The sequence below is a fragment of the Marinobacter vulgaris genome (assembly GCF_003344045.1).
Lineage (GTDB): Bacteria > Pseudomonadota > Gammaproteobacteria > Pseudomonadales > Oleiphilaceae > Marinobacter > Marinobacter vulgaris.
Window position 1 is genome coordinate 637,994 of sequence record NZ_QFWX01000001.1, and the last position, 25,070, is coordinate 663,063.

Here is a 25,070-nt window from a genome sequence, read left to right on the forward strand (position 1 = left end):
AAACTGATGCAGTTTTGATTTCTGCGTTCAGACAATGTCCGTGCTTTTCCAGAATTCTCTTACCTGCACCTGAAATCCGTTGCGCAGGCCTATAAACAGGGACTCGCCGGTCACCAGGCCCGCATCGGCAGCCCAGCTGGTTAACTCTTCCGGCTCGAAGCCCAGCCACAGGTCACCGCAGTTCTCTTTTGCCCAGTCCTGGTCGTGGCTGCACAGGTCGCTAATCATCAGGCAGCCACCGGTTTTCATCAGTGCCGAGGCATCCAGGAAGATGTCTGCGGGGCTGGGCACGTGGTGCAGCACCATGTTGGCCACTACCAGGTCGAAATCGTCGCCCCGGGCCAGCAGGTGGTCCGTGACGCCCTCGATCAGGTCGACGTTGTTCAGATGCTCGTTGATGCAGGTGCGTGTGGCCTTGGCCAGCATGTCGCGGGAATTGTCCAGCGCCACGACATGCTCACAGAGTTCCGAGAGCACGGGCAGGAATGCACCCTCTCCGGGGCCGATTTCCAGGGCGGTTTTCCAGTCATGCCGGGTAGAGCGGTTGCGGATCAGGTTGGCGACGGGTCCGGCGTACAGGTCAAACGCGGCGATCAGCTCCTGCTGCTCGCGGAATTTCTCCGCGTAACGCGCAAAGAACGCCTGGGACTGGTCAGCACGCTGGTTGCGGATAGCCTCGATCTTTCCCCGCAGATGTTGCGGCAGGGGAATGCGATCCACGGTTTCAAACACCTGGCGGATCGTCTGGTCGGTGAGTTTGTCGCTTTCCAGATTCAGCGGGCGCCGGTAAAAAATGGCGTTTCCCTCGCGCTGGGGTTCCAGCAATCCCGCCTTGTGCATCACTTTAAGGTGGTGGCTCATGCCGGATTGGCGCATATCGAACAGCTGGCTCAGTTCCAGCACGCCGAAGGTGTCCCGGCGTAACACACGCAGAATTTCCAGGCGCAGCGGATCTCCGCTCGCTTTGAAGATCGGTGCCAGGGCGTCCACGGAGGACGCTTCATTTGCATGTGTGGTCAGGGATGTCATGGGGCAAAGTCTAGGGATGTAGGGCCGGTCAATCAATATCTATATCAAAATAAATTGATATAGTGTTGGATCTGTTTGAAATATTGGCCAAATTTCCAGTGAAGAAAATCCGCCAACGGCATGGGGTGTGAAAAGAGCGACGCCGATTTGCCCCGGTGGTCACTAATCGGCGAAAATACGCGCCTTCTTTTTATCAGTTCATCTTCTGCCGACCAAAACTGGAGAAAACGTCAATGCCATCTCGCACAGATCTCGCCAACGCCATTCGCGCGCTGAGCATGGATGCGGTTCAGAAAGCCAAATCCGGCCACCCGGGCGCGCCCATGGGTATGGCGGACATCGCCGAGGTACTCTGGAATGATTTCCTCAGCCACAACCCGGCCAACCCGAAGTGGGCCAACCGCGACCGTTTTGTGCTCTCCAATGGCCACGGCTCGATGCTGCAGTACTCCCTGCTGCACCTGAGTGGCTATGACGTCTCCATCGATGACATCAAGAACTTCCGCCAGCTCCACTCCAAAACCCCCGGTCACCCGGAGTACGGGTATACGCCAGGGGTTGAAACCACTACCGGTCCTTTAGGGCAGGGCATTGCCAATGCCGTTGGTTTTGCTCTGGCAGAAAAAGCCCTGGGCGAGCAGTTCAACCGTCCCGGCCACAACATTGTTGATCACTACACCTACGCCTTTTTGGGCGATGGCTGCCTGATGGAGGGCATTTCCCACGAAGTCTCCTCCCTTGCCGGCACCCTGGGTCTGGGCAAGCTAGTCATGTTCTACGACGACAATGGCATTTCCATCGACGGCGAAGTGGATGGCTGGTTCACTGACGACACTCCCAAGCGTTTCGAGTCCTACGGCTGGCAGGTCATTCCCGCCATCGACGGCCACGATCCGGAAGCGGTCCGCGGTGCCATTGAAGCGGCGCGGGCGAACACGTCCCAGCCCACGCTGATCTGCTGCAAGACCATTATCGGCTTCGGCTCCCCCAACAAACAGGGCACCGAAGCCTGCCACGGCGCCGCGCTGGGCGAGGATGAAGTCGCCCTGACCCGGGAAAAGCTGGGCTGGAACCACGGCGCCTTCGAGATCCCGTCAGAAATCTACAGCGGTTGGGATGCCCGGGAAAAGGGTGCAGCCGCTCAGGCGGAGTGGGAGCAGGCTTTTGCCGCTTACGAGAAGGCCGAGCCGGAGCTGGCTGCCGAGTTCAAGCGCCGCATGGCCGGCGAACTGCCGGCAGACTTCTCCAAAAAGGCCCAGGCCTATATCCAGGAATGCCAGGACAAGGGCGAGACCATCGCCAGCCGCAAGGCATCCCAGAACACCCTTAATGCTTATGGCCCGCTGCTGCCGGAACTGCTGGGCGGCTCCGCCGACCTGGCCGGCTCCAACCTCACCATCTGGGGTGGCAGCAAACCGCTGACCAGCGAGGATGCCAGCGGCAACTACATCTACTATGGCGTTCGTGAATTCGGCATGGCCGCCATCATGAACGGCGTGGCCCTGCACGGTGGCTTCGTGCCCTATGGCGCCACCTTCCTGATCTTCATGGAGTACTGCCGTAACGCCGTGCGCATGGCCGCACTGATGAAGCAGCGCTCCATCTACGTCTTCACCCATGACTCCATCGGTCTGGGCGAAGACGGCCCGACTCACCAGCCGGTAGAGCAGATGGCCAGCTTGCGCACCACACCCAACATGAGCATGTGGCGCCCGGCAGACACCGTTGAATCTGCGATTGCCTGGAAAGCGGCGCTTGAGCGTACCGACGGCCCGACGGCCCTGGTGTTTTCCCGCCAGGGACTGCCCCATCAGGATCGGGATGCCACACAGCTGCAGAACGTGGCCAAGGGTGGCTACATTCTTTCTGACAGCGAAGGCACTCCGGATCTGATCCTGATTGCCACCGGCGGCGAGCTCGGGCTGGCGCAGGACGCGGCGGCTGCGCTGCGGGAGAAAGGGAACAGGGTTCGTGTCGTTTCCATGCCGAGCACTGACACCTTTGACGCTCAGAGCGCCGCCTACAAGCAGGAAGTTCTGCCGCTGGATGTGACCAACCGCGTTGCCGTCGAAGCCGGCATCGAGGACTACTGGTACAAATACGTTGGCCTCGACGGCCGCGTGGTGGGCATGAGCAGCTTTGGTGAATCCGCGCCTGCGGGTGAGCTGTTCAAGGAGTTCGGTTTTACCGTTGAGAACATCATTGCTGTGGCCGGTGAGCTGCTGGAAGCCTGATGAGCACCGCCGCACCGTATCGCGTCGCTATCAATGGGTACGGCCGTATCGGCCAGTGCGTCTTGCGGGCGCTCTATGAGAACGGTTTTCGCGACCATTTGCAGGTGGTCGCGATTAACGAGCTGGCGGATATCGACACCATTGCCCACCTGACCCGCTACGATTCCACCCATGGTCGGTTCCAGGGTGAAATCATGGTTGAGGGCGATTCCCTGGTTGTGAATGGTGACCACATCCGCGTGGTTCGCCAGGCCGATGCCTCGGAACTGCCCTGGCACGAGCTGGGCATTGACCTGGTGCTGGAATGTTCCGGCGCGTTCACTGACCGGGCCACGGCAGAGCAGCACCTGAAAGCCGGCGCGGCGCGCCTGCTGTTTTCGCAACCGGCGGAGTCGGATGTGGATCGTACCGTGGTTTATGGCGTGAACCAGGACCAGTTGACGGATACGGACCGGATCGTTGCGGCAGCCTCCTGTACCACCAACTGCCTGGTGCCGGTTATCCAGATCCTGGACGATGCCCTGGGTGTGGAGCAGGGCAGCACGACCACCATTCATGCTGCCATGAATGACCAGCCCGTCATTGACGCCTACCATCACCAGGACCTGCGCCGCACCCGCAGCGCGCTGCACAACATCGTTCCTGTGGATACGGGTCTAGCCAGGGGCATTGAGCGCCTGCTTCCTCACATGGAAGGCAGGTTCAGCTCGGTGGCCATGCGCGTGCCCACCATGAACGTGTCGGCCATCGATATGGTGGTAAACGTCCGGGAAAGGACCTCGGTGGAGGCGGTCAATACCCTGTTGAAAAATGCTGCCCATGGCCCGTTGAAACGCATTCTGGGCTACACCGATGAGCTTCTGGCAAGCTCCGATTTCAACCACGACGCCCACTCGGGCATTGTCGACGGCGGCCAGACACGGGTCACTGGCGGTACCATGGTGAAGGTGCTGTGCTGGTTTGATAACGAGTGGGGGTTCGCAAACCGGATGCTGGACGTCAGCAAAAGCTGGCTGTCCGGTCACTGACAAAGGGGTCTGGCCCCGCAAACTTAGGGATCAATGTTATGGCCATCAAGAAAATGACCGATCTGGACCTCGCAGGTAAGCGGGTGCTGATCCGTGAAGATCTGAACGTACCGGTAAAAAACGGCGCCGTTTCCAGCGATGCCCGTATCCGCGCCTCGCTGCCCACCATCAAGGCCGCCAGAGACGCCGGTGCCACTGTGATGCTGATGTCCCACCTGGGCCGCCCGGAAGAGGGCGTTTATGACGAGGCGTCCTCCATGAAACCGGTGGCCGAGCACCTCAGCAATCTGCTGGATCAGGAAGTCCGCCTGATCACCGATTACCTGGACGGCGTTGAAGTCGCCGACGGCGAAGTCGTGTTGCTCGAAAACGTGCGCTTCAACAAGGGTGAAAAGAAAGACGACGAAGTGCTTTCCAAAAAGTATGCAGCCCTGTGCGATGTCTATGTCATGGACGCCTTCGGCACTGCTCACCGCGCGCAGGCTTCCACCCACGGTGTTGCCCGCTTCGCCCCCGAGGTTTGCGCCGGGCCGCTGCTGGCTAAGGAGCTGGAAGCACTCGGCAAGGCCCTGGATAACCCGGCCAAGCCCGTGGTTGCCATCGTTGGCGGTTCCAAGGTCTCCACCAAGCTGGATGTACTCAACGCCCTGGAGAGAGTCTGCGACTCCATCATCGTCGGTGGCGGCATTGCCAACACCTTCCTCGCTGCCGCCGGGCACCCTGTGGGCAAATCCCTGTGTGAGCACGACCTGATCGATACCGCCCGGGAAATCGCTTCCCGCGTGGAAATCCCGTTACCAGTGGATGTGGTAGTCGCCAGCGAATTCGCCGAGACCGCCGAAGCCACCGTCAAGAAAATCGATGACGTCACTGACGACGACATGATCCTCGACGTCGGCCCCGAGACCGCCTCCAAGTTTGCAGGCCTGCTGAAGTCCTCAAAGACTATTCTGTGGAACGGCCCGGTTGGCGTGTTCGAGTTTGACCAGTTCGGCAACGGCACCCAGTCCCTGGCGGAAGCCATCGCAGAAAGCGACGCCTTCTCCCTGGCCGGCGGCGGGGACACCGTTGCTGCCATTGACAAGTACGGTGTGAGTGACAAAATCTCGTACATTTCCACCGGCGGCGGTGCCTTCCTGGAATTCGTGGAAGGAAAGACGCTACCGGCAGTTGCCGTACTAGAAGAACGCGGCGCATAGCACATCGTAAAATCGCGAGGAGGGCCGAGAAGCTCTTCCGGGACCGTAAAAAACAGGGATGTTTTTTACGAGCCTACATGGACGTATTCACGGCGTGTCCCGGAAGAGCTTCTCGGCCCTCCGAAGCAGGCTCCAAGCTAGGAAGTCTGCTACAGACATTTAATAAACCAAGGAGACAAACCCAATGGCCCTGATTTCGATGCGGCAACTGCTGGACCACGCCGCAGAACATGGTTACGGCGTGCCGGCGTATAACGTGAACAACCTGGAACAGATGAGGGCCATCATGGAAGCGGCCGACAAGACTGATTCTCCAGTCATTGTTCAAGCCTCCGCGGGTGCCCGCAAGTACGCCGGTGCTCCTTTCCTGCGCCATTTGATTCTGGCGGCCATTGAGGAGTTTCCCCATATTCCGGTAGTGATGCACCAGGACCATGGCACCAGCCCGGCTGTGTGTCAGCGTTCCATCCAATTGGGCTTCAGCTCAGTAATGATGGACGGTTCCCTGGGTGAAGATGGTAAAACGCCCACCGACTTCGACTACAACGTGGATGTTACCCGTCGCACTGTGGAAATGGCCCATGCTTGTGGCGTATCGGTGGAGGGTGAGCTGGGCTGTCTGGGTTCTCTGGAAACGGGCCAGGCCGGTGAAGAAGATGGTATCGGCGCTGAGGGCACCCTGGATCACAGCCAGATGTTGACCGACCCGGAAGAAGCGGCGGACTTCGTCCAGAGAACCCACGTGGATGCCCTGGCCATCGCCATCGGCACCAGTCACGGCGCCTACAAGTTCACCCGTCCGCCGACCGGTGACATCCTGGCTATTGACCAGATCAAAGCCATCCACGCCCGTATCCCGGACACCCACCTGGTCATGCACGGCTCCAGCTCTGTGCCCCAGGAATGGCTGAAGATCATCAACGAATACGGTGGCGAGATTCCGGAAACCTACGGCGTACCGGTCGAGGAAATCGTGGAAGGCATCAAGCATGGTGTTCGCAAGGTCAACATCGACACTGATCTGCGCCTGGCCAGCACTGGCGCGGTTCGTCGCTTCCTGGCCCAGAACCCGGCCGAGTTTGACCCGCGCAAATTCCTCAAGGAAACCATGAAGGCGATGACGGATGTCTGCGTGGCCCGCTACGAGGCTTTCGGCACTGCCGGCAACGCCAGCAAGATCAAGCCTGTTAACCTTGAGCGCATGTTTGAGCGTTATGCTGCCGGGGAGCTTGATCCCAAGGTTAAGTAGGGTTGGGAGTTGGCCTCTGTAGCCTTTCGGTTGCGGGGGCTTCGCACTGATAGGCCTTCCTTCCGGGACACGCCGTAAATACGTCCCTGTAGGCTCCTAAAAAACATCCATGTTTTTTAGGGTCCCGGAAGGAAGGCCTATCACTGCTTGTTTGAACTTCTCGATAATGCCTGGCTGATTAGAGCTTGACGGCATTTGTGCCCGGGCTCGCGACCACCGGCTCATACCCTGGCAGCTTCACATCAATAGGCGGCTCTTCGGTGTGCCAGTCGGCGGTCCACTCAACTGTTGGAGAACCTCCGGAGTCGGGCGTCACAGTCACGAAGACGGTGCCGAAGGCGGTTGGCGCTGGACCGAAGCTGATGGTCTCGCCCTGTTCCAGCCAGCGTTCCGGTATGCCACCGCAGAGCACCAGGCGTTCGCCTTCTTCCCGCACAAAGCAGTTACGGACCATCAGTACCCATTCCGCCGATGCCCAGACGTGGTGCCCGTCTCCCATGCAACCTCCACGGGTGCCGGGATGGATGGCTTCAGGCCACTGGCCGGTAGGGGATGCCAGGTCGGCCACCGAGTCGATCAGCTGCAGATAACGGGGGTCCCCGGCCCGCAGAAGAATCTGGGCCACATGCAGGGTCAGGTAGGCGTTCAGGCCGGAGTGAATCATGTCCTGGTAGAAGGCACCGTCGACAAAGCACCGCTCCAGCAGAAATTCAACGCAGTCCAGCAGTCGCGGATCATCAGGCGCGCAGAGCTGGGTCGGGTAACCCACGGCCAGGGAGCCGATGGCGCCCGCATCCAGTCGACGGTAGGGGGAGGCTGGCATGCCCGGCCGTTTCAGGCGCTGCCGGCAGCCCTCAAGGCTGCGATCGACGGCTTTCGCGAAATCGACTGCATCGTCCCGGAACGTCCGGCTATCGGCCGGGCTGTCGGCCGCTAGCATGTCGGCGGCAGCGTGCAGGCCAGAGATCCCCCAGAAGTCATCCCAGTAATAATAGTCATTCGGGCCCAGATGTTCAGCGCTGAAACCCGCCGGCAGCAGGCCGGCGTGGGGTGCTTCCGTTTCCTTGCGCAGGCGTTTGTTTGTGATCCACCTGGCGCCTCGGCGTATGGGGTCATGCCAGTGTTTTTCCGGGCGGCGGCCGGTGAGGTCGAAAAAGCGCTTGAGTATCCAGAGCACTTCGCCATTGGCGTCCCACTCGCCCTCCTGGGAGCGGAAATAACCGCCTTTGGTCTGGCGCTGGGGGAAGCGTGACAGGGCCCTGCCAGCTCGGGCCGTCAGCCCGATGCTCAGCAGTGCGTTGATGATGAAGGCGGCGTCGCGGAACCAGAAGCGCTTGTAAGTGAACGGGCCGGGATAGACATCATCCGGCGAATGAAGAATCAGGGATGCCACCGCCGCATCATAGAGAAACTGGAATCGGGGTTCCGGACACACCAGCCGCGCATGGCCTTCGCGCTCTGTCTGCCAGGCATCGGCCTCCGGCAGATCTGCAGGGCTCTGGCTAAGCGGAATGCTGGCGGTGATTTCCCGGGTCTTGCCGGCCTCGACAGAAAACAGCGCGGCCGCTGTTACCATGCCTACGTCACAGACGCCCTCCTGCTGATCCTCGCGATCCGTCAGGTGGATGTGCACATCGCCATTCCTGTAATCCGAAACATGATGCCTCTCGGCAGGGGCGCTGAAGGTGACTGAACGATTGCCGTCCACCGTCCAGGCATCCCGTTTGCCGGAGAGGCTGACGCTGTTAATGAAACTGACTCCCTCCGGGTTGGAGGGCCGCAGGGCAAGCACCAGTGAGCCCGACACGTCCGACTTTGCACGCACCCGGAATTTGCAGACCGGAATGCCATCTTCCAACTCCACCCAGGAGCGGCTGTTCAGTTCCAGCCCGTCCATGGATGACTCCGTATCCACGCTGATTACATCCCCGAGTTCCTGCCACTGACGGGCAGCTTTCGTCCGCGAGGGCAGCAGGCAGCGACCGTCTTTGGCCAGCAGCCATCCGTCCAGCGACCAGCTGTCAAAAAACGGCGTCAGCAGGCCTCTTGGGTCCACGATCGGCAGCTCGTCGCAGTCGGGATGCCCCACGGCGGTCCAGTTCCGGTTGCTCAGGTTGATATGGGTAATGGAAAACGCTCGGGGAATGAACGACGGGTCCCTGGGATCGAACTGCCGCTCGATCCAGTAGGGCCAGACCCAGTCAAGATTGTGCTGGATGACGCGGCTGTTTATCAGGCCCCGGGCATGGAAAACCACACCGGCACGCAGCAGCTCGATGGGCTCGCCAACCTCCGAGGGCTGGGCGAAACCATGAAGTTTGGAGAGCAGCGCAATGGGATCGAGAAAACCGTGTTTACGGGCGACGCTTTTCACGACAAAGCGCCAGGGTAGCCATTTCATCCAGGTCACTGTTTGATCTCCAGGGTGTGTTCTTTGTCTGTGTATTTGGCCAGGGCACGGCGCGACAGGATATTGAGAAAAATGACAGCCGCCAGGGTGCCGGCAAAGCCTGCGCCGTATATGGCCCACTCCAGAGGAGAGCGGCCGGTCTCCCGCACGCCCAGGACAGTCAGGTCGGCCGCGATGGAGCCCAGGTAGACGTTGTGAAGGGAGAAAGGGATAAAGCCAATGACGGAACCCCAGACAAAGCCGCCGAATGAAAAGCGGGTCAGGCCAAAGAAATAGTTGGAAAGCTTCCCGGGGAAAAACGGAATCAGCCGTGTCAGGAGTACGATTTTCCAGCCATGGGGCGTCAGCTCATCACTCATCAGCCGCAGGCGTGCTCTCGCCATCACGAATTCTTTTGCGCGATCGCCAAAAAGATAGCGGGCTATCAGAAAAGCGAGGGAAGCGCCCAACACGGTGCCCGTGACGACATAGACGGTGCCTTCCGCCACCCCGAATACAAAGCCTGCGCCGGTGGTAAACAGAAAGCCGGGCAATAGTGCTACCACTGTTACCGTCATCAGCAGAACAAACAACAGGGCAGCCCAGGCGCCCTGGGCTTCAAACCACTGAAGCATGACCACAACCTGTTCATGGATGCCCAGGGAATAGAGGATCGCAAGAATAACGCCGACAAAAACGATGCTGGCCAGCATCCCGAGAATGGGAGAACTTCTCCAGCCGGCCTTTCGTTCCAGCTCTGGTTCTTGGGTAATGGGAGGTGCCCTCCTGCCTGAAAACAAAATGGGCGGCATTCCATGCCTGAAATGTTCCTCGTATTTAACCAAGCCTAGGATAGGCCAGGGGGTGAAAACAAGAGCATAAACCCGGCCCACACAGCTGATACGCGTCAATTCTGATGCGTGCCCACCTTGTAATTTCCACTTCCTCATCAAATATAGTGGTAGTAACCGGGCAAATAACGCCCAGCATTCTAAACAGGTGTGAGGATAAGAATGGACTTCAAAGACTATTACGCCGTACTCGGTGTGAGCGAGTCTGCCTCCCCCGAGGAGATTAAAAAGGCCTACCGCAAACTGGCCCGGAAATACCATCCGGACGTCAGTAAGGAGGACAAGGCCGATGAGAAATTCAAAGACGTCGGCGAGGCCTACGAAGTACTGAAAGACCCTGAGAAACGGGCGGAATACGATGAGCTCAGGAAATACGGGGCCCGGAAAGACGGGTCGTTCGAGCGTCCTCCCGGATGGGAGAGTGCCTCCGGCTTTGGCGGTGGTGGCTACACCGAAGCCGATGCGGCGCAGTTCAGCGACTTTTTTGAGGAAATCTTCGGTGGTGGCCGGCGCCGTGGAGCCGGCCCCGGCTTTGGGGGCGGTTTCGGTGGCCAGCGTCATTCCATGCGCATGCGGGGTGAAGACGTTCACGCCCGGCTGGCACTTTTCCTGGAAGAAGCGTTTCAGGGCTGCGAGAAGCAGGTGTCGTTCACCGTTCAGGAGCCTGACGCCAATGGCCGGGTAGTCCCCCGCCAGAAAACCCTGAACGTAAAAATCCCCGCCGGTATGAAAGAAGGCCAGCACATCCGTCTGAAGGGCCAGGGTGCACCCGGCGTCGGTGGCGCGGAGAACGGCGATCTCTTCATCGAGGTGGAATACGCGCCGCACCCCATGTTCACGGTGGAGGGCCGGGATATACTGGTAACCGTGCCCATCGCCCCCTGGGAGGCTGCCCTTGGTGCGTCAGTCACCGTTCCCACGGTTGGCTCGAAGGTGAACGTAAAAGTCCCCAAGGGCTCTTCCAGCGGCCGCAAGCTGCGGCTCAAGGGCAAAGGTCTGCCTGGTAAACATCCGGGAGACCAGCTGGTGGTGCTGCAGATTGTGATGCCCGAGCGTCACAGTGAAGAAGCCGAGGAGCTTTACCGGCAGCTGGCCGAGGCAGAAAAAGGGTTCAATCCACGCAGCAAACTGCATGTGTGAGCGGGGTGAAGGATGACTGAAAAAGACCGGATTCTGAGCGTCGAACTGGTGGAACCGACCGCAACATTCACTTTGCGTGAGATTTGCGAGCGTGGGGACTGCCATGCCGAGTTCGTTATCAAACTTGTAAGCTATGGTGTGATTGCTCCGATTGAGGAATCGCCGGAGACGCGCCAGTGGGAGTTTGATCTCCCGGCCCTGGCCCGGTTGCGCAAGGCCCAGCGGCTGCAGCGTGACCTTAAGCTGAATCTGCCGGGCCTGGCGATGTCCCTGGAGCTTCTTGATGAAGTTCAGGAGATGCGGCGTGAAGTCGACCGTCTGAACCGGCAACTCCGCCATCTGATGGGCGACTTCTAGTTCGGGTCCTACTGGTACGCCCTGTTCAAAACACGCCCGTAAATACGTCCCTGTAGGGCTCGGTCGCGCCATCCCTGGCGCTCCACGGTTTTGAACAGGGGCACCAGCTGGAGCTTCCTCCAAACTCGGAGACCTACTCCTTACCAATCTTCTGCAGTTCCGCGTAGATCTTCTCAGCTTCTTCCATCAGTGTGCCGTGAGTGCGCAAGTCACCGTTGCGCTGGGCGTGGAGCGCCTTCTGCAGCTTCGCCTCGTACTCTTTCTGTAGCTTTTTCTTCGGATCGCTCTTCAAAAATCCCAGCATTATTTTTCCCCTGTTTTAATTTGTCTGTTCAGTAGCTTACGCCCATAGGGCCGGAAAGTTCACAAAATCTTCATGATCAAAAACTGGACAACTCCTAAAAATGGGAATAAATTCCCAATTATATATTTGGGAAAATAATCCCAATTAAAAAGGAGAAGGCCAATGAAACGTAATCCCCTTGCAACAGCAATCAAACTGGTCCTGACCGGTGCAGTCGCCGGTTCTCTTGTGGCCTGTGGCGGCGGCGGTGGTTCCGGCTCGTCGAGCACTGACTCCGCATCTTCTGGCACCAGTGTCGGTCCGGTGTCGGGTTTTGGCAGTGTGTATGTGAATGGCACCCGCTTTGATACCAACGGCAGTGTTAACAGCGACGACGGCATTGAACGGGAAACACAACTCGAGAAAGGCATGATTCTCAAGGTTCGTGGCCGCTGGGGCGATGATGGTCGGGGCGAGGCCGATCGCCTGGATTATGACGATACGATCCGCGGCACATTGCAATCCGCTATCTGGAATGGTCCGGATTTGCTTGACGGGGAGGGCACGCTGATTGTCGCCGGGCAGGAAATTCTGGTGGATGGGCAAACAGTTTTCAAAGGCGCGACACCGGCGGAACTGGATGGGGTTGCCGCTGATACCTATCGGGTCCGTATCAGTGCCTGGCGACTTGACGACGGTATCTTCCGTGCCAGTTTCGTAGGCGTAAAACCGGTCAGTGATGATTTTGACGACATCAATGAAGTCGAAATCGAAGGTGTGATCCGTAACCTGGATCCAGTCGCGCAGACCTTTCAGATCAACGGTATCGAGGTGAACTATCAGAGCGCCGAATTGGATGACGATCTGGACCCTGATGATCTTGCCGACGGCCTCGCCGTTGAGGTGGAGGGTTTTATTGATAGTGGCGGTATTCTGATCGCAGAAGAGGTCGACGATGAAGACGATCTGTTCGATGACGACGATGATGTCGAGATTGCAGGAGCCATCAGCGGTGACTACGACGACGCCAGCCGGCAGTTCAGCGTCAACGGAATTACTGTCCAGGTGAACGGCGGCACCGAGTTTGATGACGGGCTGCAGGAGAGTGACCTGGGTGATGGCCTGCTGGTTAAGGTCGAGGGCAGCTTCCGAAATGGTGTGCTCGTGGCTGAAGAGATTGAACCCCGTGATGGTGATGCGGAAGTGGAAGGCGTTATCGAATCGAAGAACGACAACGAACTGGTTGTCAGTGGTGTACGTGTAGTGCTGAGCAGCAACACCCTCATCGAAGATGACGATAACGATGATGACAGCATCACCATGAGAACTCGCGATATTGAAAGCCTGCGGGTCGGTGACTTTATCGAAGTGGAAGGCCGTCAGCGCTCGTCCGGCACCGACTATCTGGAAGCCCTCAAAATCGAACGTGAGGACGACGAAGATGGCGGAGACTTCGAGCTTGAAGGACGGATAACAGCTGTAACTGACAACTCGGTTACCGTGCTTGGACTCACGTTGTTCCTTGATGATGAGGATATCTCTGACATCCGGGTGGGCAATCAGGTAGAGGTTGAATACTTCCGCAGTACCGGCGGTGACTATGTCATCAGTGAGATTGAGGAAGACGACTGATTGGTTTTGATATCGCTATGGGAATACAATCCCAAATATGAAAAAGTCTGAAACCAATCCCCTGCATCGGGCGCTGTATCGCATTCTGCGCCCCATGGCACGCCTGCTGCTCCGCAATGGTATTCCGTTTGCCGAGTTCGCAGAGCTGGTCAGGCGCGCCTATGTGGATGCCGCTCTGGAAGACTTTTCTAACAATCGCAAAAAGCCCACGGATTCCAGCGCAGCTGTTATGACGGGTTTGACGCGAAAGGAGGTCAAGAGGCAGCGCGAGATCCTGGCAGGTGAGCATGCAGGAGGCCTGGATGCGAGGCATGAAAACCGTGCCTCGCGCGTGGTTTCCGGCTGGGTTCATGATTCCGCCTTCCAGACCAGTGATGGTGAGCCCGCAGAGCTGCCGTTCGACGGCCCGCTCAGCTTCAGCGAACTGGTAAAACGCTACAGCGGCGATATGACGCCGCGGGCGGTTCTGGAAGAACTGGTCCGCGTGGGTGTTGTGGCAACGGACGGATCAGGAAAGCTGACGTTACGCCAAAGGGCCTATGTGCCGGCGGGTGACAGCGAAGAAATGCTACAGATCTTCGGTAAGGACGTATCAGACCTGATAGCGACCATTGATCACAACCTGGTGGGGAGCGGAGAAAACAGTCAGCCCCTGTTTCAGAGAACGCTGGTATACAACAACATACCGCCGGACGTCATCGTGCGCTGGCGCCAGTATGCAGCAGAGCAGTCACAGTCAATGCTGGAGCAGCTCGACCGGTGGCTCGGCCCCCATGACCGCGATATTGCCAGCCAGGGAGAGGGCGGCGCCAGGGGAGAGGCGGTCCGGACCGGTGTCGGCATTTTCTACTTTGAAGATCCGGTTCAGCCGGAGATCCATGGAGACCAGAAATGACAAGGCCCGGATCCTGCGCGCGAATTCGCCAAAGCTGGCAGCTCACCGAACTGGTGAACACGCTTCTGTCTGCCAGTGCCCGGGAAGTTGTCCGGCACTGGATCAGCTGTCAGAAGTTCCTTGACGCCGACAACGAACCTACGCTTCTGCCCATCTCCAGTCCGGGAGAGGCGGGGTTTACCAGTCTTGTCGGCCATGTGAATCGTGAACTTGCACCGACGGTCATTTTCAACGAACTGCTGCGCAAGGGAATCGTGGAGCAGAATGATAGCGGCTGCCTGTTACTGCGCCGCAGCGCTTATGTCCCGGGACTGCCATACCAGGGTGATAGCGTCTCGATTGCAGAAGATGATACGAGCTACGGCAACAGCCCCCGCAGACGTCTTAACGATTGTTGATGAATATTGTTGGCCACGTTACCGGCCAGGGAGAAACACGAATGAAACCGAAGTCCGTCCCCGCAATTGCCTGGTTTTCAATGAGCGCTCTGGCGTTGGGAATTCTCACCGCCTGTGGTGGCGGTGGTGGCAGTGGTGATCTTGATGTCGCCGAGGGCGGTATCCGCGGCACCGGGTCGAGCGTAGGCCCGGTTTCCGGATTTGGTAGCGTGGTCGTTAATGGGGTTCGGTTTAACACCGAAAACCTCAACGGCGGAGTGCAAAGCGACGACGGTATTTCCATGGAGTCGGAGCTGGACGAGGGCATGATCCTGCGGGTAAACGGGGAATGGCAGGATGATGGCCAGGGCACGGCCAATCTTGTTGAGTATGACGATACGCTTAGAGGTGTGATTGAAACAATTACACCAGACGCCTCGGGAGCTGGTGAATTTATACGGTTGGTTGTTCTTGGCCAGACCGTCGTTGTTAATAAACAGACGGTTGTCAGCGGTACAACCTACACGGACCTGTTGGCCCAGAAAGGTACGGGGCTTAGCATCAGGGTGAGTGGCTGGAGACAGGAAGATGGTTCCTTCCGCGCGAGTTATGTAGGTGTTATCCCAGCCACTGGATCAGACGTGGAACTGGAGGGTGCGATTGAAGAGGATTCTGTTCAACAAGGCAGTTTCATCATCGGTGGCATTGAAGTGACCTATGACGCCAATAACGTTGAATTTGGCGAAGGGCTTGGCGTGAGCGATCTGGTGCCGGGCCGTTTCTTTGAAGTCGAGGGGAGCTACACTGGTGACACGCTGCAAGCGAGGGAAATCGAACGCGACGATTTTCGCCGTTACGGTCGGAATGCGGCGGAAGATATCGAACTAACCAGCACTATTCAGGAATCTTTTCGCTCAAGTGGTTCTGGTGCCCAGACAGGCACGTTCCTGATAAGCGACCTTACGGTTCAGGTAACTGGCGACACCGAGCTTGATGGTGGTCTTACGGTCAGCGATTTGCAGCAGGGAATCCTGGTAGAGGTTGAGGGTGAATTTGCCGCCGACGGCACGGTTGTGGCTGAGGAAATTGAACTCAGGGAGGCTGATGCTGAAGTTGAAGGCAATATAACCTCTTCAGTTGACCGCTCTGCCAGGACCTTTGAGGTTGGTGGCGTGCGCGTAAAAGCGACGCCTTTGACCATTATCACAGGCGATGACGACGCGAGAATCGATTTCGAGGATTTGTTCTGGGGGGATGAAGTCGAAGTTGCGGGGATCGAAAGAGAAGACGGCAGGGGAGACATCTTCCTGGAGGCCCTCAAGATTGAGCGCGAAGAGCCGGAAGGCGACGGCTTGGGCGAGTTCGAACTGGAAGGAAAGTTACGCGGTATAGATGACCAGTCAATCACTGTGCTGGGTGTCAGGATGGCTGCAGATGCAAACGCATTCGCAGACAATGACCGCTCTAAAGTGGAGAGCCTGGTTAACCCTCTGACCGGAGCTTTTCCGATCATAGAGGTGGAGTATAGATCGACCAACGTCGGGGTATATCGCTACAGAGCCGAAGAGGTCGAACTCGAAGAGGATGATGACGACTGATCGCCAATAACCGTGCCAGGGTGCCCATCAGGGCACCCTCTATTACTGAAATCCTAGCCACAAAGCTCTGAACGGGTCTCCCGATATTCCTTGCCAATGCGCTCCACCAGCTCGCTGACTGACACAACATCCTTGATCTGGCTGACTCCCTGGCCCGCAGACCATACGGTCTTCCAGGCTTTCGCCTCGTCATCTACGGGTTTGAGTTTCTCTCCATAGTTGAGCTCTCCGGCCTGGTTCAGCTTGTCCATGGGGTAGCCGGCCGCCTCCAGGCTCTGGCGCATGAAGTTGGCGGGAATGCCGGAGACCGCCGGGGTGTGGATGATGTCACCGGACACGGCCTCAATGATCATGTTCTGGTAGGCCGCTTCCGCCTGTGATTCGGTGGTGTTGATAAAACGGGTACCCATGTAGACCAGGTCCGCGCCCATGGCCTGGGCTGCCAGTATGTCCTCGCCCCTGGAAAGCCCTCCGGCCAGCAGGATAATGCCATCGAACACCTCGCGAATTTCGTGCACCAGCACAAACGGGTTGAGGGTGCCGGCATGGCCGCCTGCGCCTGCAGACACGGCGATAATGCCATCCACGCCGGCTTCTGCCGCCTTGCGGGCATGCTTCTGGTTGGTGACGTCGTGGAACACCATGCCACCGTAACTGTGCACGGCTTCGGTCACGCGGGTTGCGGCGCCAAGAGACGTGATCACAATAGGCACCTGGTGCTTTACACACAGCTCCAGATCAGCCTCCCAGCGGGGGTTGGTACGGTGAACAATCAGGTTAACGGCGTAGGGGGCGGTTTTCCGGTCCGGATGGGTCTGGCGGAAGTCGTTAAGGCCCTCGTTCATCTGAATCACCCATTTCTCAAAATCCTCGCTGGTGCGCTGGTTCAGAGCCGGGAAGCTGCCAACAATGCCCTGCTTGCAGCAGGCAAGGGCCATTTCCGGGCCGGAGATCAGAAACATGGGGGCTGCCACCAGGGGGAGGTTCAGGGAGTTCTTCAGTGATTCGGGTAAGGCCATGGGAATTCCTTAATTGCTGTTGGAACTTCTGTACGATAGAGAGGATCTTAGCGTGCCTGTTATTGGCTGAAAATGATCATAGACGACTAAACAACAAGGAGCTCCCATATGGGCGAAGCAAAAAGAAGAAAGGCAACCGGTGCCCCGCCGCCCCCCAGGCAGAAGAATCGCAAGCCGCTGGTCATCGGTATCGGTGTTATCGTGCTGGTGTTTGTTGCCATCGGCGTATTTTTCCTCACCGCGAGTCCGGACCCGACGTCTGATGAGCTGCCGGTCGCTACCCCCAATGCCGGCCCGTTTCCTGCCGAACTGGACCGTTACGGCGTATCCATGGGTGCAGACGATGCGCCTGTGGTGGTTAGGGAGTTCGCGGACTTCCAGTGCCCGGCCTGTGCCCGCTTTGCTGAGGCCAGCCAACAGCTAAAACAGCAGTACGTCGAGTCCGGCCAAGTCCGCTTTGTGTATTTCGACCTGCCACTCCAGCAACACGACAACGCCATGCCTGCCGCCCAGGCCGCGCGCTGCGCCGGTGATCAGGGCGCCTACTGGGAAATGCACGACATGCTGTTTGACATGCAGACTGAATGGAGTGGCTCCGGCAGCCCGGTCGATACATTCAGCCGCTATGCCAACGATCTGGGACTGGAGGAGCGCCGTTTCCGCCGTTGCATGACCACAGACCTGCACCTCGAAGAAATCGAGCAGAGCCGGCGGGTCGCAATGCAGCTGCGCGTGACCAGCACACCGACGGTACTGGTCGATAACATCCGCCTGACCCGCCCGGGATGGGGCCAGCTGTCAGCAGTGGTTGATCGCGAGCTGGCGGATGCGCAGCAGTAATACCCCGTAATATTCTCCTGGGTTCGGATCCGTTAGAATGGCCGCCTCGCGCCTTTGGCGACCATTAACCATGCTCCGGATTTACGGTCCGGCCCGCAGGAGAAACCAGACTCATGAGCCAGGATGTTGTTGTCTGCGCGCTATACAAGTTCGCAGTCCTGAACGATTACAAAACCCTTCGCCAGCCGCTGCTGGACCTGATGCTTGAGAAAGACGTGCACGGCACCCTGTTGCTGGCCCGCGAGGGCATCAATGGCACCATCGCCGGCAGCCGCAAGGGTGTTGATGCTGTCCGCAACTGGCTGGATGCCGATGACCGGTTCCAGGGCATCGATTACAAGGAATCCTTTGTCGATATCCAGCCCTTCAAGCGCACCAAGGTCAAACTGAAGAAAGAGATCGTCACCATGGGCGTGGAGGGTATAGACCCGAAACGCATCGTGGGCACCTATGTCGACCCCAAAGAGTGGAATGATCTCATCTCTGACCCGGACGTTCTGGTTGTGGATACCCGTAACCAGTACGAAGTGGAGATCGGCACCTTTCAGAACGCCAGGAATCCGGCCACGGATACGTTCCGCGAGTTTCCCGGGTACGTGAAGGAGAACCTGGATCCATCAAGGCACAAGAAGGTGGCCATGTTCTGTACCGGCGGTATTCGTTGCGAGAAATCCACGGCTTTTTTGAAGGAACAGGGCTTTGATGAGGTGTATCACCTGAAGGGTGGCATCCTCAGATACCTCGAGGAGGTGCCGCAATCCCAGAGCCTGTGGCAGGGGGAGTGCTTCGTGTTTGATGATCGGGTAACCGTGAATCACAAGCTGGAGCGGGGCGACTTCGACCAGTGCCACGCCTGCCGCCGGCCGATCACCGAGCAAGACAAGCAGCGCCCGGAATACGAGCAGGGCGTCAGCTGTCATCGCTGTATCGACTCGCTGACCGAAGCGCAGAAAGCCCGCTTCGCCGAGCGTGAGCGCCAGATGCGCCTGGCGGAGGAACGCGGCGAAGCCCATGTGGGCGGTGAGGCGGCACGTATCATTGCAGAGCGAAAAGCCCGCAAAAAGGCAGAGCGTGAACAGCAGGCCCGCAAGAGTGACATGGGCGAGCGTCGTGCCAAATCCTGACCGTTAAAACCAGGGAGGATTCATGCAGTTCAAGGCAAACCTTGCCATTGTCACGCTGTCCTTGTTCCTGTTCTGCTTTACGGGTTCTGACGGGCGTCAGACCCGGTTCCTGAGCCCCAGCTCGTCCGGGTAGGGGGTCAGGTACTGCTGGCTGTGGAGATAGTCCACCGGCTCCCGCCGCTGGGCCATCCGCAACAGCGTCATCGGCACCACCAGGGGGACTTCACCCCGGTGGTAGGCCTCGATCTGCTCCACCAGCACTTTCCGGTCCTCATCTACCATGGAGTCCCTCAGATAACCCATCAGGTGCTGCATGGCGTTTACGTGGGATCCGCGGCTCACCCTCTGGGTCATCGCTTCCATGAAGGAAGCAATATAACGCTCCGCAATGTCTGTCAGGGGTTCGGATTTCAGGTTTCCGAGCATGGGCCCCAGCTGGCGGTAGATCTTCTCGGAGTGGGCCAGCAACTGGAACTTGTGGCGGGTGTGAAACCCGATCAGGGCGCGGGCCGTCAGGTTTTCGCCCGCCACGTTCTGCAGCCAGTCGTCGTAGGCGAATACCCGTTCAATAAAGTTCTCCCGCAGCCTGTCGTCATTCAGGCGGCCCTCCTCTTCCACCGGCATCAGCGGGTAGTGCCGCATCAGGGCTTCGGCAAACAGCCCTCTGCCGTCGCGGCGGATCACGTTGCCGTTGTCGTTGTGTACCTTGATACGCTCCATGCCACAGCTGGGGGACTTGGCCATCAGGATATAGCCTCTCAGGTCCGCGAGGGTCGGCATCACTTCATCGATAAACCCCTGCATGGCGTCAGTGTGGTCTGCCGTGCCTCTGGTCTCGATCAGTCTGAGGCCATCGGTATTTTCGCGCAGGTGTATGGCTGGCCGCGGCACGCCCAGACCTGCTTCCAGCTCGGGGCAGATGGAGCGGAAATCGAAGTGGCGGGAAAGTACCTGGGTACAGAAGCGGGAATGTTTATGGCCGCCGTCATGGCGGACTTCCTTGCCCAGCAGGCAGGTGCTGATACCAACGGGAATGCCTGTCACAGTCTGTCTCCGGGTTGAAAAAGTACCTTACAGGTACGTTTTCACAGTCTAAACCGATCAGCGCTGGCGTTGGAACAGGTGCCTTGATAGCGGGGCATTGAAGGCAGTCCCCTGCTGCGGCTACCGGGAGGACGATTGCGCCAGGGTCAGGGCGTAGATTTCCCGTATATCCCGGGCAAACTGCTCCACGGAATAATCCGCGGCGAATTCCAGGGCGTGGTCGGCCATCTCCTGGCGCAGTGCGTCATCTTCCAGCAGCTGTCGCACCCGCTCACACCACTGATCCTGTTTCTCCGGTGTCTTGAAGCCGTTGAAGCCGTGGCGCACCACATCGTCAATGCCGCTGGAGCGTACGGCAACCACCGGCAGGCCTGCAGCCATGGCTTCCAGGATTACCATGCCCTGGGTTTCCGATTTGGAGGCAAACAGGAAAGCGTCACCCAAATGATACCAGGTGGCCATCTCATCGGGCGGAATGGAGCCGACCAATGTAAAGCAGTCCTGCAGTTCCAGTTCATCAATGCGCTGCTGCAGCCGCTCATGCTGGTGGCCTTCACCAATCATCAGGAATCTGAATGGGCGGTCGCTACGCCGGCGTAGTGCGTCGATGGCATCGATCATGAAATCGATGTTCTTTTCATTGGACAGCCGCGAGACACTGACGAATACGATTTCATCGACGATGTTCAGGGAATCCCGCAGTTTGCGGACATCTTCATCGGCAACCTCTTGGAAACGCTGGTACTCGATGCCGGTCGGCTGAACGAATACGGGGCTTTTGACGCCGATCATCCGCAGGTATTCCTCGGTGGAGTAGGTGGGCACGATAACGCCATTGCACTTGTTGGCAAAGTGCTTGATCAGCTCGTGGGAGATCAGGTTCCGAAACAGGCTGCCCGGCAGGGGTACAAAATGCGCGTAGTGCTCCAGGCGGGTGTGGTAGGTGTAGACCGCCGGCACCTTGAGGCGCCGGGCGATGAACAGCCCCAGGGATCCGCCCAGCCAGATCGGGTGGTGCAGGTGGATGATATCCGGCTTGAAAGCCTTCACTCGCTTGCGGATCCTGGACAGGAAAATATTGGCCAGCCGGAATTCGCGATCCTCGCCCATGGACAGCAGTGACGGAACCCGCAGCACGTTGGTTTCCTGTTGTGGCTGGTCACGATACCGCGGGCAGACAATCAGGATGGTGTCGCCGAGGGTTTCCAGGCCTTTGCGCAACCGTTCGATGGAAATGGGGACGCCGCCAATGAAAGGCAGGTAGTTATTGGTGAACATGGCAACCCGTAATGGCCGGGACAGCCAGGGCTGCGGGTCCAGGTCATAGTCCGGGTAGTAGTCCTTCTCCACGAAAATGGCGCTGTAGAGCTTGGTGCTGATCAGCACAAACACCGCCACCAGCAGGATAAAGTTCACATAGCCCACGTAGAACAGGGAGTAAACGAAGAACCAGAGGGACTCCAGTGTGCTCAGCACCGGATTCTGCCGGCCCTCCAGTCGCTGCAGGGAATGGCTGACTTCACCGTCTTCGCTGACATCCACCCGCACGTAGTGATAGAAGCTGGTGTCATCGTTGAGCACCAGTCCACCGGCTCCGCCCGTGGTAATGAAGCGGGTGTTGCCCCGGACCTGATCCGAATACAGGGACAGATTGGCGGAGAACACCATATCGATATCGTGCCGGGCAATAGCCTCAAGCAGTGCCTGCCGGAATTCCGGGGGCTCGAGGAAATCCTCGTCCTGCTCGAAGGGAGCTTCCTGCTCGGGTTCCAGTAGCGGGTGCCCGATGAACAGAAAGCGCAATCGGTTGGGCTCCTGATTCAGCAGATCATTCAGCCAGCGGATCTGCCATTGCCAGGGTGTCTTGCCGGTGCTGTCGAGGAAGATCAGGCGGGCGCCGCCGGCTTTTACGCTGAAAAAATGCGGGCCGAAGTGGTCGTAAAAGCGGTAGCTGCCGAAGTTCTCGTATTCATTTTCGCCGAATGTCAGCAGGTAGGGGATATCCAGGTGGGAGAGGGTTCCGTGGATGGCCCGGTATTTGTCTTCCCCGCCCCCGCTGACGGCATTGCCGGCGGAAACCACAAAGTCCAGGTCGGCCTGGTTAAGTACCGGAATCATCTGGTCTTCGAAAACGCCCACGGAGTTGTTGATGTTGCCCACCACCGCAAAACTGAAGCCCTCGGAATCGGACAGACTGTCACTGATGAGGGCCACCTGTTCTGTGTGCAGGGCCTTGAACTCGGGCGCGAACAGGTTGAGGTAGGCCTTGTACCCCACCAGCAGCAGGACAATCGACAGGCTGGTGTAAAACAGCGCTCTCAGCGGGTGGCGGCTTTTCATGGGAATTCCTTTCTGTTCCTCATCAGTTCCCTCTGCAGAATCACCAGGCCGGCAAGCATGCCGATGTAGATGGTGATGAATCGCCAGCTTACGGTCACCAGTAACAGGTGATTGGCCGTGAGTATGTCCCGGAAGAAGCTGCCGAATACCCCCTCGGATATGCCGGAAGCGCCGGGTGTTGGTGAAAAGTACATCACAAAGGTGGTCACCACCAGCAGGCCCGTACTCACAACGTAGTCTACGTCGTAATCCAGGGACGATATCAGCAGCGCCGGAAAGCTGAACAGACTGAGGAGAAATACAAAGGTAAACACGACCGACAGCGCCACATACTGTTTCGGCCCGTTGATGTAGTGGCCAAAGCTGGAGGAGAAGCGCAGCATTTCCCGCTTGGCCTTGAACTGCCAGCGGTCATGCCGTCGCTCGCCGAGCAGGTGGAACCGGTGCAACAGGCTCAGCAATCGGCCCAATGGGCCAATCAGCCACCGCGTACGGAACAGGACCACCATGAAAAAACCGAGATAGACAAGGATCAGCAAGGCCAGTATCGGCCCCAGTTCGCCAACCAGGGGCTGGTTATCGAGGGTGTCGAGAGTAAGCAGGAAAACCGGCGTGAGGGAAAAGATAAAGATCACCGCAATGACCGTGCGGATGGTCGTTGCTGCGGTAGCGCGCCCCACCGGCACCCCGTGGTGCTGCAGGTACCAGATTTGTGCAAAGCCGCCGCCGGTGGCCATGGGTGTGACGTTGGAAAAAAACAGATTGATGAACACCAGCCGGAAAATCACCGGAAAGGGCAAACGGTGCCCCAGCGCCCGCAGCGTATAGTGCAGCCGCAACCCGTCCGCCCCGAAGTAAACCATCAGCAGGGCGACGATTGAAGCAAGGGCCTGCGGTGAAACCAGGCGCGGGTCAAAGGTAACGCTGCGCCCCGCGAACTGGTCGTAAACCGCATAGAGCCCGGCGGCCGTCATGGCGATGAAGAGCAGGCTGAAAACCGTCAGCCGGCGCCAGGACGCGCGCTGTTGATAATCTTGATCGGGGATGTTGGTCATGAACGGCCCACTGTATTGAGACGGGCATTTTACGGGTCCTGACCGGGATAGTCACTGGCATAAGGCGGCAATGACCGCTTGACGATTGTCGTATTGTAGGACAATAATTCATTAACAATAAGCGATCGACAAGATCCAACGCCACCGCCATTAAGGGAAATCCCGTGAGTACCAGACCATTAGCCCCGAGCACCGAATACGCGCGCAGAAAGACGCTACTGACGCTCAAGAAATACAGCTTCCTTATCGCTCTGATACCTCTGGCCCTGCCGCCTCTGTCACTGGCGGCCGGGCAGGCCACGGGGTGGGTCAATCTGTTCGCCTGGGGTGTTCCTTTCGTGGTGTATGGCTTTATTCCCATACTTGATCTGCTGCTGGGTAAGGATGCCCTCAACCCGGACGAGGACGTCGACACACCCCGCATGAACGCCGAAGTCTTCTACAGATTCATCACCCTGGGCTGGGTCGCCGCCTTTGTCGGGTTGCTGGTATGGAGCATGTTTGTGCTGGCATCCGGTATCTTCAGTGTGGCCGGCAGCATTGGCTGGATTTTCTCCATGGGCATCGTGGGCGGCCTGGGCATTAACGTTGCCCACGAGCTCATCCACAAGGATGACAGGCTCGAGACATGGGCCGGCGGCCTGATGCTGTCACTGGTCTGCTACGCCGGCTTCAAGGTTGAGCACCTGCGCGGCCACCACGTGCATGTCTCGACCCCGGAAGACGCCTCGTCCTCGCGCTATAACCAGTCGCTTTACAACTTCCTGCCCCGGGCCTATGTGCGCAATTTCCTGAATGCCTGGAAGCTCGAAGCCAGCCGTCTGCGGAAAAAAAGCCACCGCGCCTGCAACTGGCGCAACGAACTCATCTGGTGGTACAGCCTTTCCGCATTGACGCTCGCCGCCTTCACAATCGCCTTCGGCTGGCTTGGAGTGGTCTTCTTTCTGGGGCAGAGCGTCATCGCCATTAACATGCTGGAGATCGTCAACTACCTGGAACACTATGGCCTCCACCGCCGCAAACTTGAAAGCGGCCGCTATGAACGTACCGGTCCGGAACACAGCTGGAACTCCAATCACTTTCTCACCAATGCCTTCCTGTTCCACCTTCAGCGCCACAGTGACCACCACGCCCGGGCCAAACGCCGCTACCAGGTACTTCGCCACCATGACGTTGCCCCCCAGCTTCCGGCGGGCTATACCGCGATGATCCTCATTGCCATGATTCCGCCGCTATGGAGAAAGGTGATGAACCCCAGAGTGGAGGCCTATTACCAGGGCGAGGAGCACCAGTTGGCTTGAATCGAAGCCCGGCCGGCGGGCTGTGCCCTTGAAATCTTCTGGTAACGCACACACGTATAATGTTTGAATCCTGAACGCATAAGAAA

The 25,070-nt window shown here is 58.3% G+C and carries 21 protein-coding genes; 13 read left to right on the top strand and 8 right to left on the bottom strand.

What is annotated here, in order from left to right:
* Positions 1–27: 27 nt before the first annotated feature.
* A complete protein-coding gene (locus tag DIT71_RS02970; protein ID WP_114611698.1) occupies positions 28–1,029 on the bottom strand; it encodes an ArsR/SmtB family transcription factor in 1,002 nt (333 codons plus the stop codon).
* Between the two features lie 233 nt (positions 1,030–1,262).
* Here DIT71_RS02970 and tkt point away from each other — a divergent pair, with 233 nt between their 5' ends.
* The 4 genes from tkt to fba all read left to right on the top strand — a co-directional run bounded on the left by tkt (position 1,263) and on the right by fba (position 6,739).
* On the top strand, positions 1,263–3,263 hold the full coding sequence (tkt, locus tag DIT71_RS02975; RefSeq protein WP_114611699.1) for a transketolase: 2,001 nt from the start codon (positions 1,263–1,265) through the stop codon (positions 3,261–3,263).
* Complete coding sequence (gene gap / locus DIT71_RS02980; protein ID WP_114611700.1) at positions 3,263–4,291, top strand: type I glyceraldehyde-3-phosphate dehydrogenase; 1,029 nt, start codon at positions 3,263–3,265, stop codon at positions 4,289–4,291. Before tkt ends, gap begins: the two co-directional genes overlap by 1 nt.
* Positions 4,292–4,329: 38 nt before the next feature.
* Positions 4,330–5,490: a phosphoglycerate kinase gene (locus DIT71_RS02985; protein ID WP_114611701.1), complete on the top strand. Its 1,161-nt coding sequence runs from the start codon at positions 4,330–4,332 to the stop codon at positions 5,488–5,490.
* 184 nt (positions 5,491–5,674) lie between these two features.
* Positions 5,675–6,739 (top strand): class II fructose-bisphosphate aldolase, encoded by a 1,065-nt coding sequence (gene fba / locus DIT71_RS02990; protein ID WP_114611702.1) that lies wholly within the window; start codon positions 5,675–5,677, stop codon positions 6,737–6,739.
* A 178-nt stretch (positions 6,740–6,917) separates the two neighbouring features.
* Here fba and DIT71_RS02995 read toward each other — a convergent pair whose 3' ends face one another.
* Together DIT71_RS02995 and DIT71_RS03000 are read right to left on the bottom strand one after the other, a co-directional pair.
* Positions 6,918–9,149 carry a hypothetical protein gene (locus DIT71_RS02995; protein WP_114611703.1) on the bottom strand — a complete coding sequence of 744 codons (2,232 nt, stop codon included), beginning with the start codon at positions 9,147–9,149 and terminating at the stop codon, positions 6,918–6,920.
* Positions 9,146–9,940, bottom strand: coding sequence for a TVP38/TMEM64 family protein (locus DIT71_RS03000; protein ID WP_114611704.1), 795 nt, complete (start codon positions 9,938–9,940; stop codon positions 9,146–9,148). The genes DIT71_RS02995 and DIT71_RS03000 overlap by 4 nt, the downstream gene beginning before the upstream one ends.
* Before the next feature lie 201 nt (positions 9,941–10,141).
* On the opposite strand from DIT71_RS03000, the gene DIT71_RS03005 reads away from it, so the two are divergent.
* Positions 10,142–11,119, top strand: a complete 978-nt coding sequence (locus DIT71_RS03005) for a DnaJ C-terminal domain-containing protein (RefSeq protein WP_114611705.1) — start codon at positions 10,142–10,144, stop codon at positions 11,117–11,119.
* Between the two features lie 12 nt (positions 11,120–11,131).
* Positions 11,132–11,476: a chaperone modulator CbpM gene (locus tag DIT71_RS03010; RefSeq protein ID WP_114611706.1), complete on the top strand. Its 345-nt coding sequence runs from the start codon at positions 11,132–11,134 to the stop codon at positions 11,474–11,476.
* A 133-nt stretch (positions 11,477–11,609) separates the two neighbouring features.
* On the opposite strand, the gene DIT71_RS03015 is transcribed toward DIT71_RS03010, so the two are convergent.
* Complete coding sequence (locus DIT71_RS03015) at positions 11,610–11,780, bottom strand: DUF6435 family protein (RefSeq protein ID WP_114611707.1); 171 nt, start codon at positions 11,778–11,780, stop codon at positions 11,610–11,612.
* A gap of 162 nt (positions 11,781–11,942) precedes the next feature.
* On the opposite strand from DIT71_RS03015, the gene DIT71_RS03020 reads away from it, so the two are divergent.
* The 4 genes from DIT71_RS03020 to DIT71_RS03035 are packed head-to-tail and all read left to right on the top strand — an operon-like array spanning position 11,943 to position 16,261.
* Complete coding sequence (locus tag DIT71_RS03020) at positions 11,943–13,391, top strand: DUF5666 domain-containing protein (protein WP_114611708.1); 1,449 nt, start codon at positions 11,943–11,945, stop codon at positions 13,389–13,391.
* 37 nt (positions 13,392–13,428) lie between these two features.
* Positions 13,429–14,286, top strand: coding sequence for a DUF6502 family protein (locus DIT71_RS03025; RefSeq protein ID WP_114611709.1), 858 nt, complete (start codon positions 13,429–13,431; stop codon positions 14,284–14,286).
* The gene (locus tag DIT71_RS03030; RefSeq protein WP_114611710.1) at positions 14,283–14,684 is read left to right on the top strand and encodes a hypothetical protein; all 402 of its coding nucleotides are present in this window, start codon (positions 14,283–14,285) and stop codon (positions 14,682–14,684) included. Before DIT71_RS03025 ends, DIT71_RS03030 begins: the two co-directional genes overlap by 4 nt.
* 41 nt (positions 14,685–14,725) lie before the next feature.
* Positions 14,726–16,261, top strand: coding sequence for a DUF5666 domain-containing protein (locus tag DIT71_RS03035; RefSeq protein WP_114611711.1), 1,536 nt, complete (start codon positions 14,726–14,728; stop codon positions 16,259–16,261).
* 53 nt (positions 16,262–16,314) lie between these two features.
* On the opposite strand, the gene DIT71_RS03040 is transcribed toward DIT71_RS03035, so the two are convergent.
* Positions 16,315–17,280 carry an NAD(P)H-dependent flavin oxidoreductase gene (locus DIT71_RS03040; RefSeq protein ID WP_114611712.1) on the bottom strand — a complete coding sequence of 322 codons (966 nt, stop codon included), beginning with the start codon at positions 17,278–17,280 and terminating at the stop codon, positions 16,315–16,317.
* 108 nt (positions 17,281–17,388) lie between these two features.
* On the opposite strand from DIT71_RS03040, the gene DIT71_RS03045 reads away from it, so the two are divergent.
* Both DIT71_RS03045 and trhO read left to right on the top strand, forming a co-directional pair.
* Complete coding sequence (locus DIT71_RS03045) at positions 17,389–18,120, top strand: DsbA family protein (protein WP_114611713.1); 732 nt, start codon at positions 17,389–17,391, stop codon at positions 18,118–18,120.
* Positions 18,121–18,233: 113 nt separating this feature from the next.
* The gene (gene trhO, locus DIT71_RS03050; protein WP_114611714.1) at positions 18,234–19,244 is read left to right on the top strand and encodes an oxygen-dependent tRNA uridine(34) hydroxylase TrhO; all 1,011 of its coding nucleotides are present in this window, start codon (positions 18,234–18,236) and stop codon (positions 19,242–19,244) included.
* 96 nt (positions 19,245–19,340) lie between these two features.
* Here the strand turns inward: trhO and DIT71_RS03055 are convergent, their stop codons facing one another.
* From DIT71_RS03055 to DIT71_RS03065, 3 genes are all read right to left on the bottom strand, one after another.
* Positions 19,341–20,288 carry a YbgA family protein gene (locus tag DIT71_RS03055; RefSeq protein ID WP_114611715.1) on the bottom strand — a complete coding sequence of 316 codons (948 nt, stop codon included), beginning with the start codon at positions 20,286–20,288 and terminating at the stop codon, positions 19,341–19,343.
* Between the two features lie 120 nt (positions 20,289–20,408).
* Positions 20,409–22,628 (bottom strand): glycosyltransferase, encoded by a 2,220-nt coding sequence (locus tag DIT71_RS03060; RefSeq protein WP_114611716.1) that lies wholly within the window; start codon positions 22,626–22,628, stop codon positions 20,409–20,411.
* The gene (locus DIT71_RS03065; protein WP_114611717.1) at positions 22,625–23,683 is read right to left on the bottom strand and encodes a lysylphosphatidylglycerol synthase transmembrane domain-containing protein; all 1,059 of its coding nucleotides are present in this window, start codon (positions 23,681–23,683) and stop codon (positions 22,625–22,627) included. The genes DIT71_RS03060 and DIT71_RS03065 overlap by 4 nt, the downstream gene beginning before the upstream one ends.
* A 164-nt stretch (positions 23,684–23,847) precedes the next feature.
* On the opposite strand from DIT71_RS03065, the gene DIT71_RS03070 reads away from it, so the two are divergent.
* Complete coding sequence (locus DIT71_RS03070) at positions 23,848–24,984, top strand: alkane 1-monooxygenase (protein WP_114611718.1); 1,137 nt, start codon at positions 23,848–23,850, stop codon at positions 24,982–24,984.
* Positions 24,985–25,070: the final 86 nt, after the last annotated feature.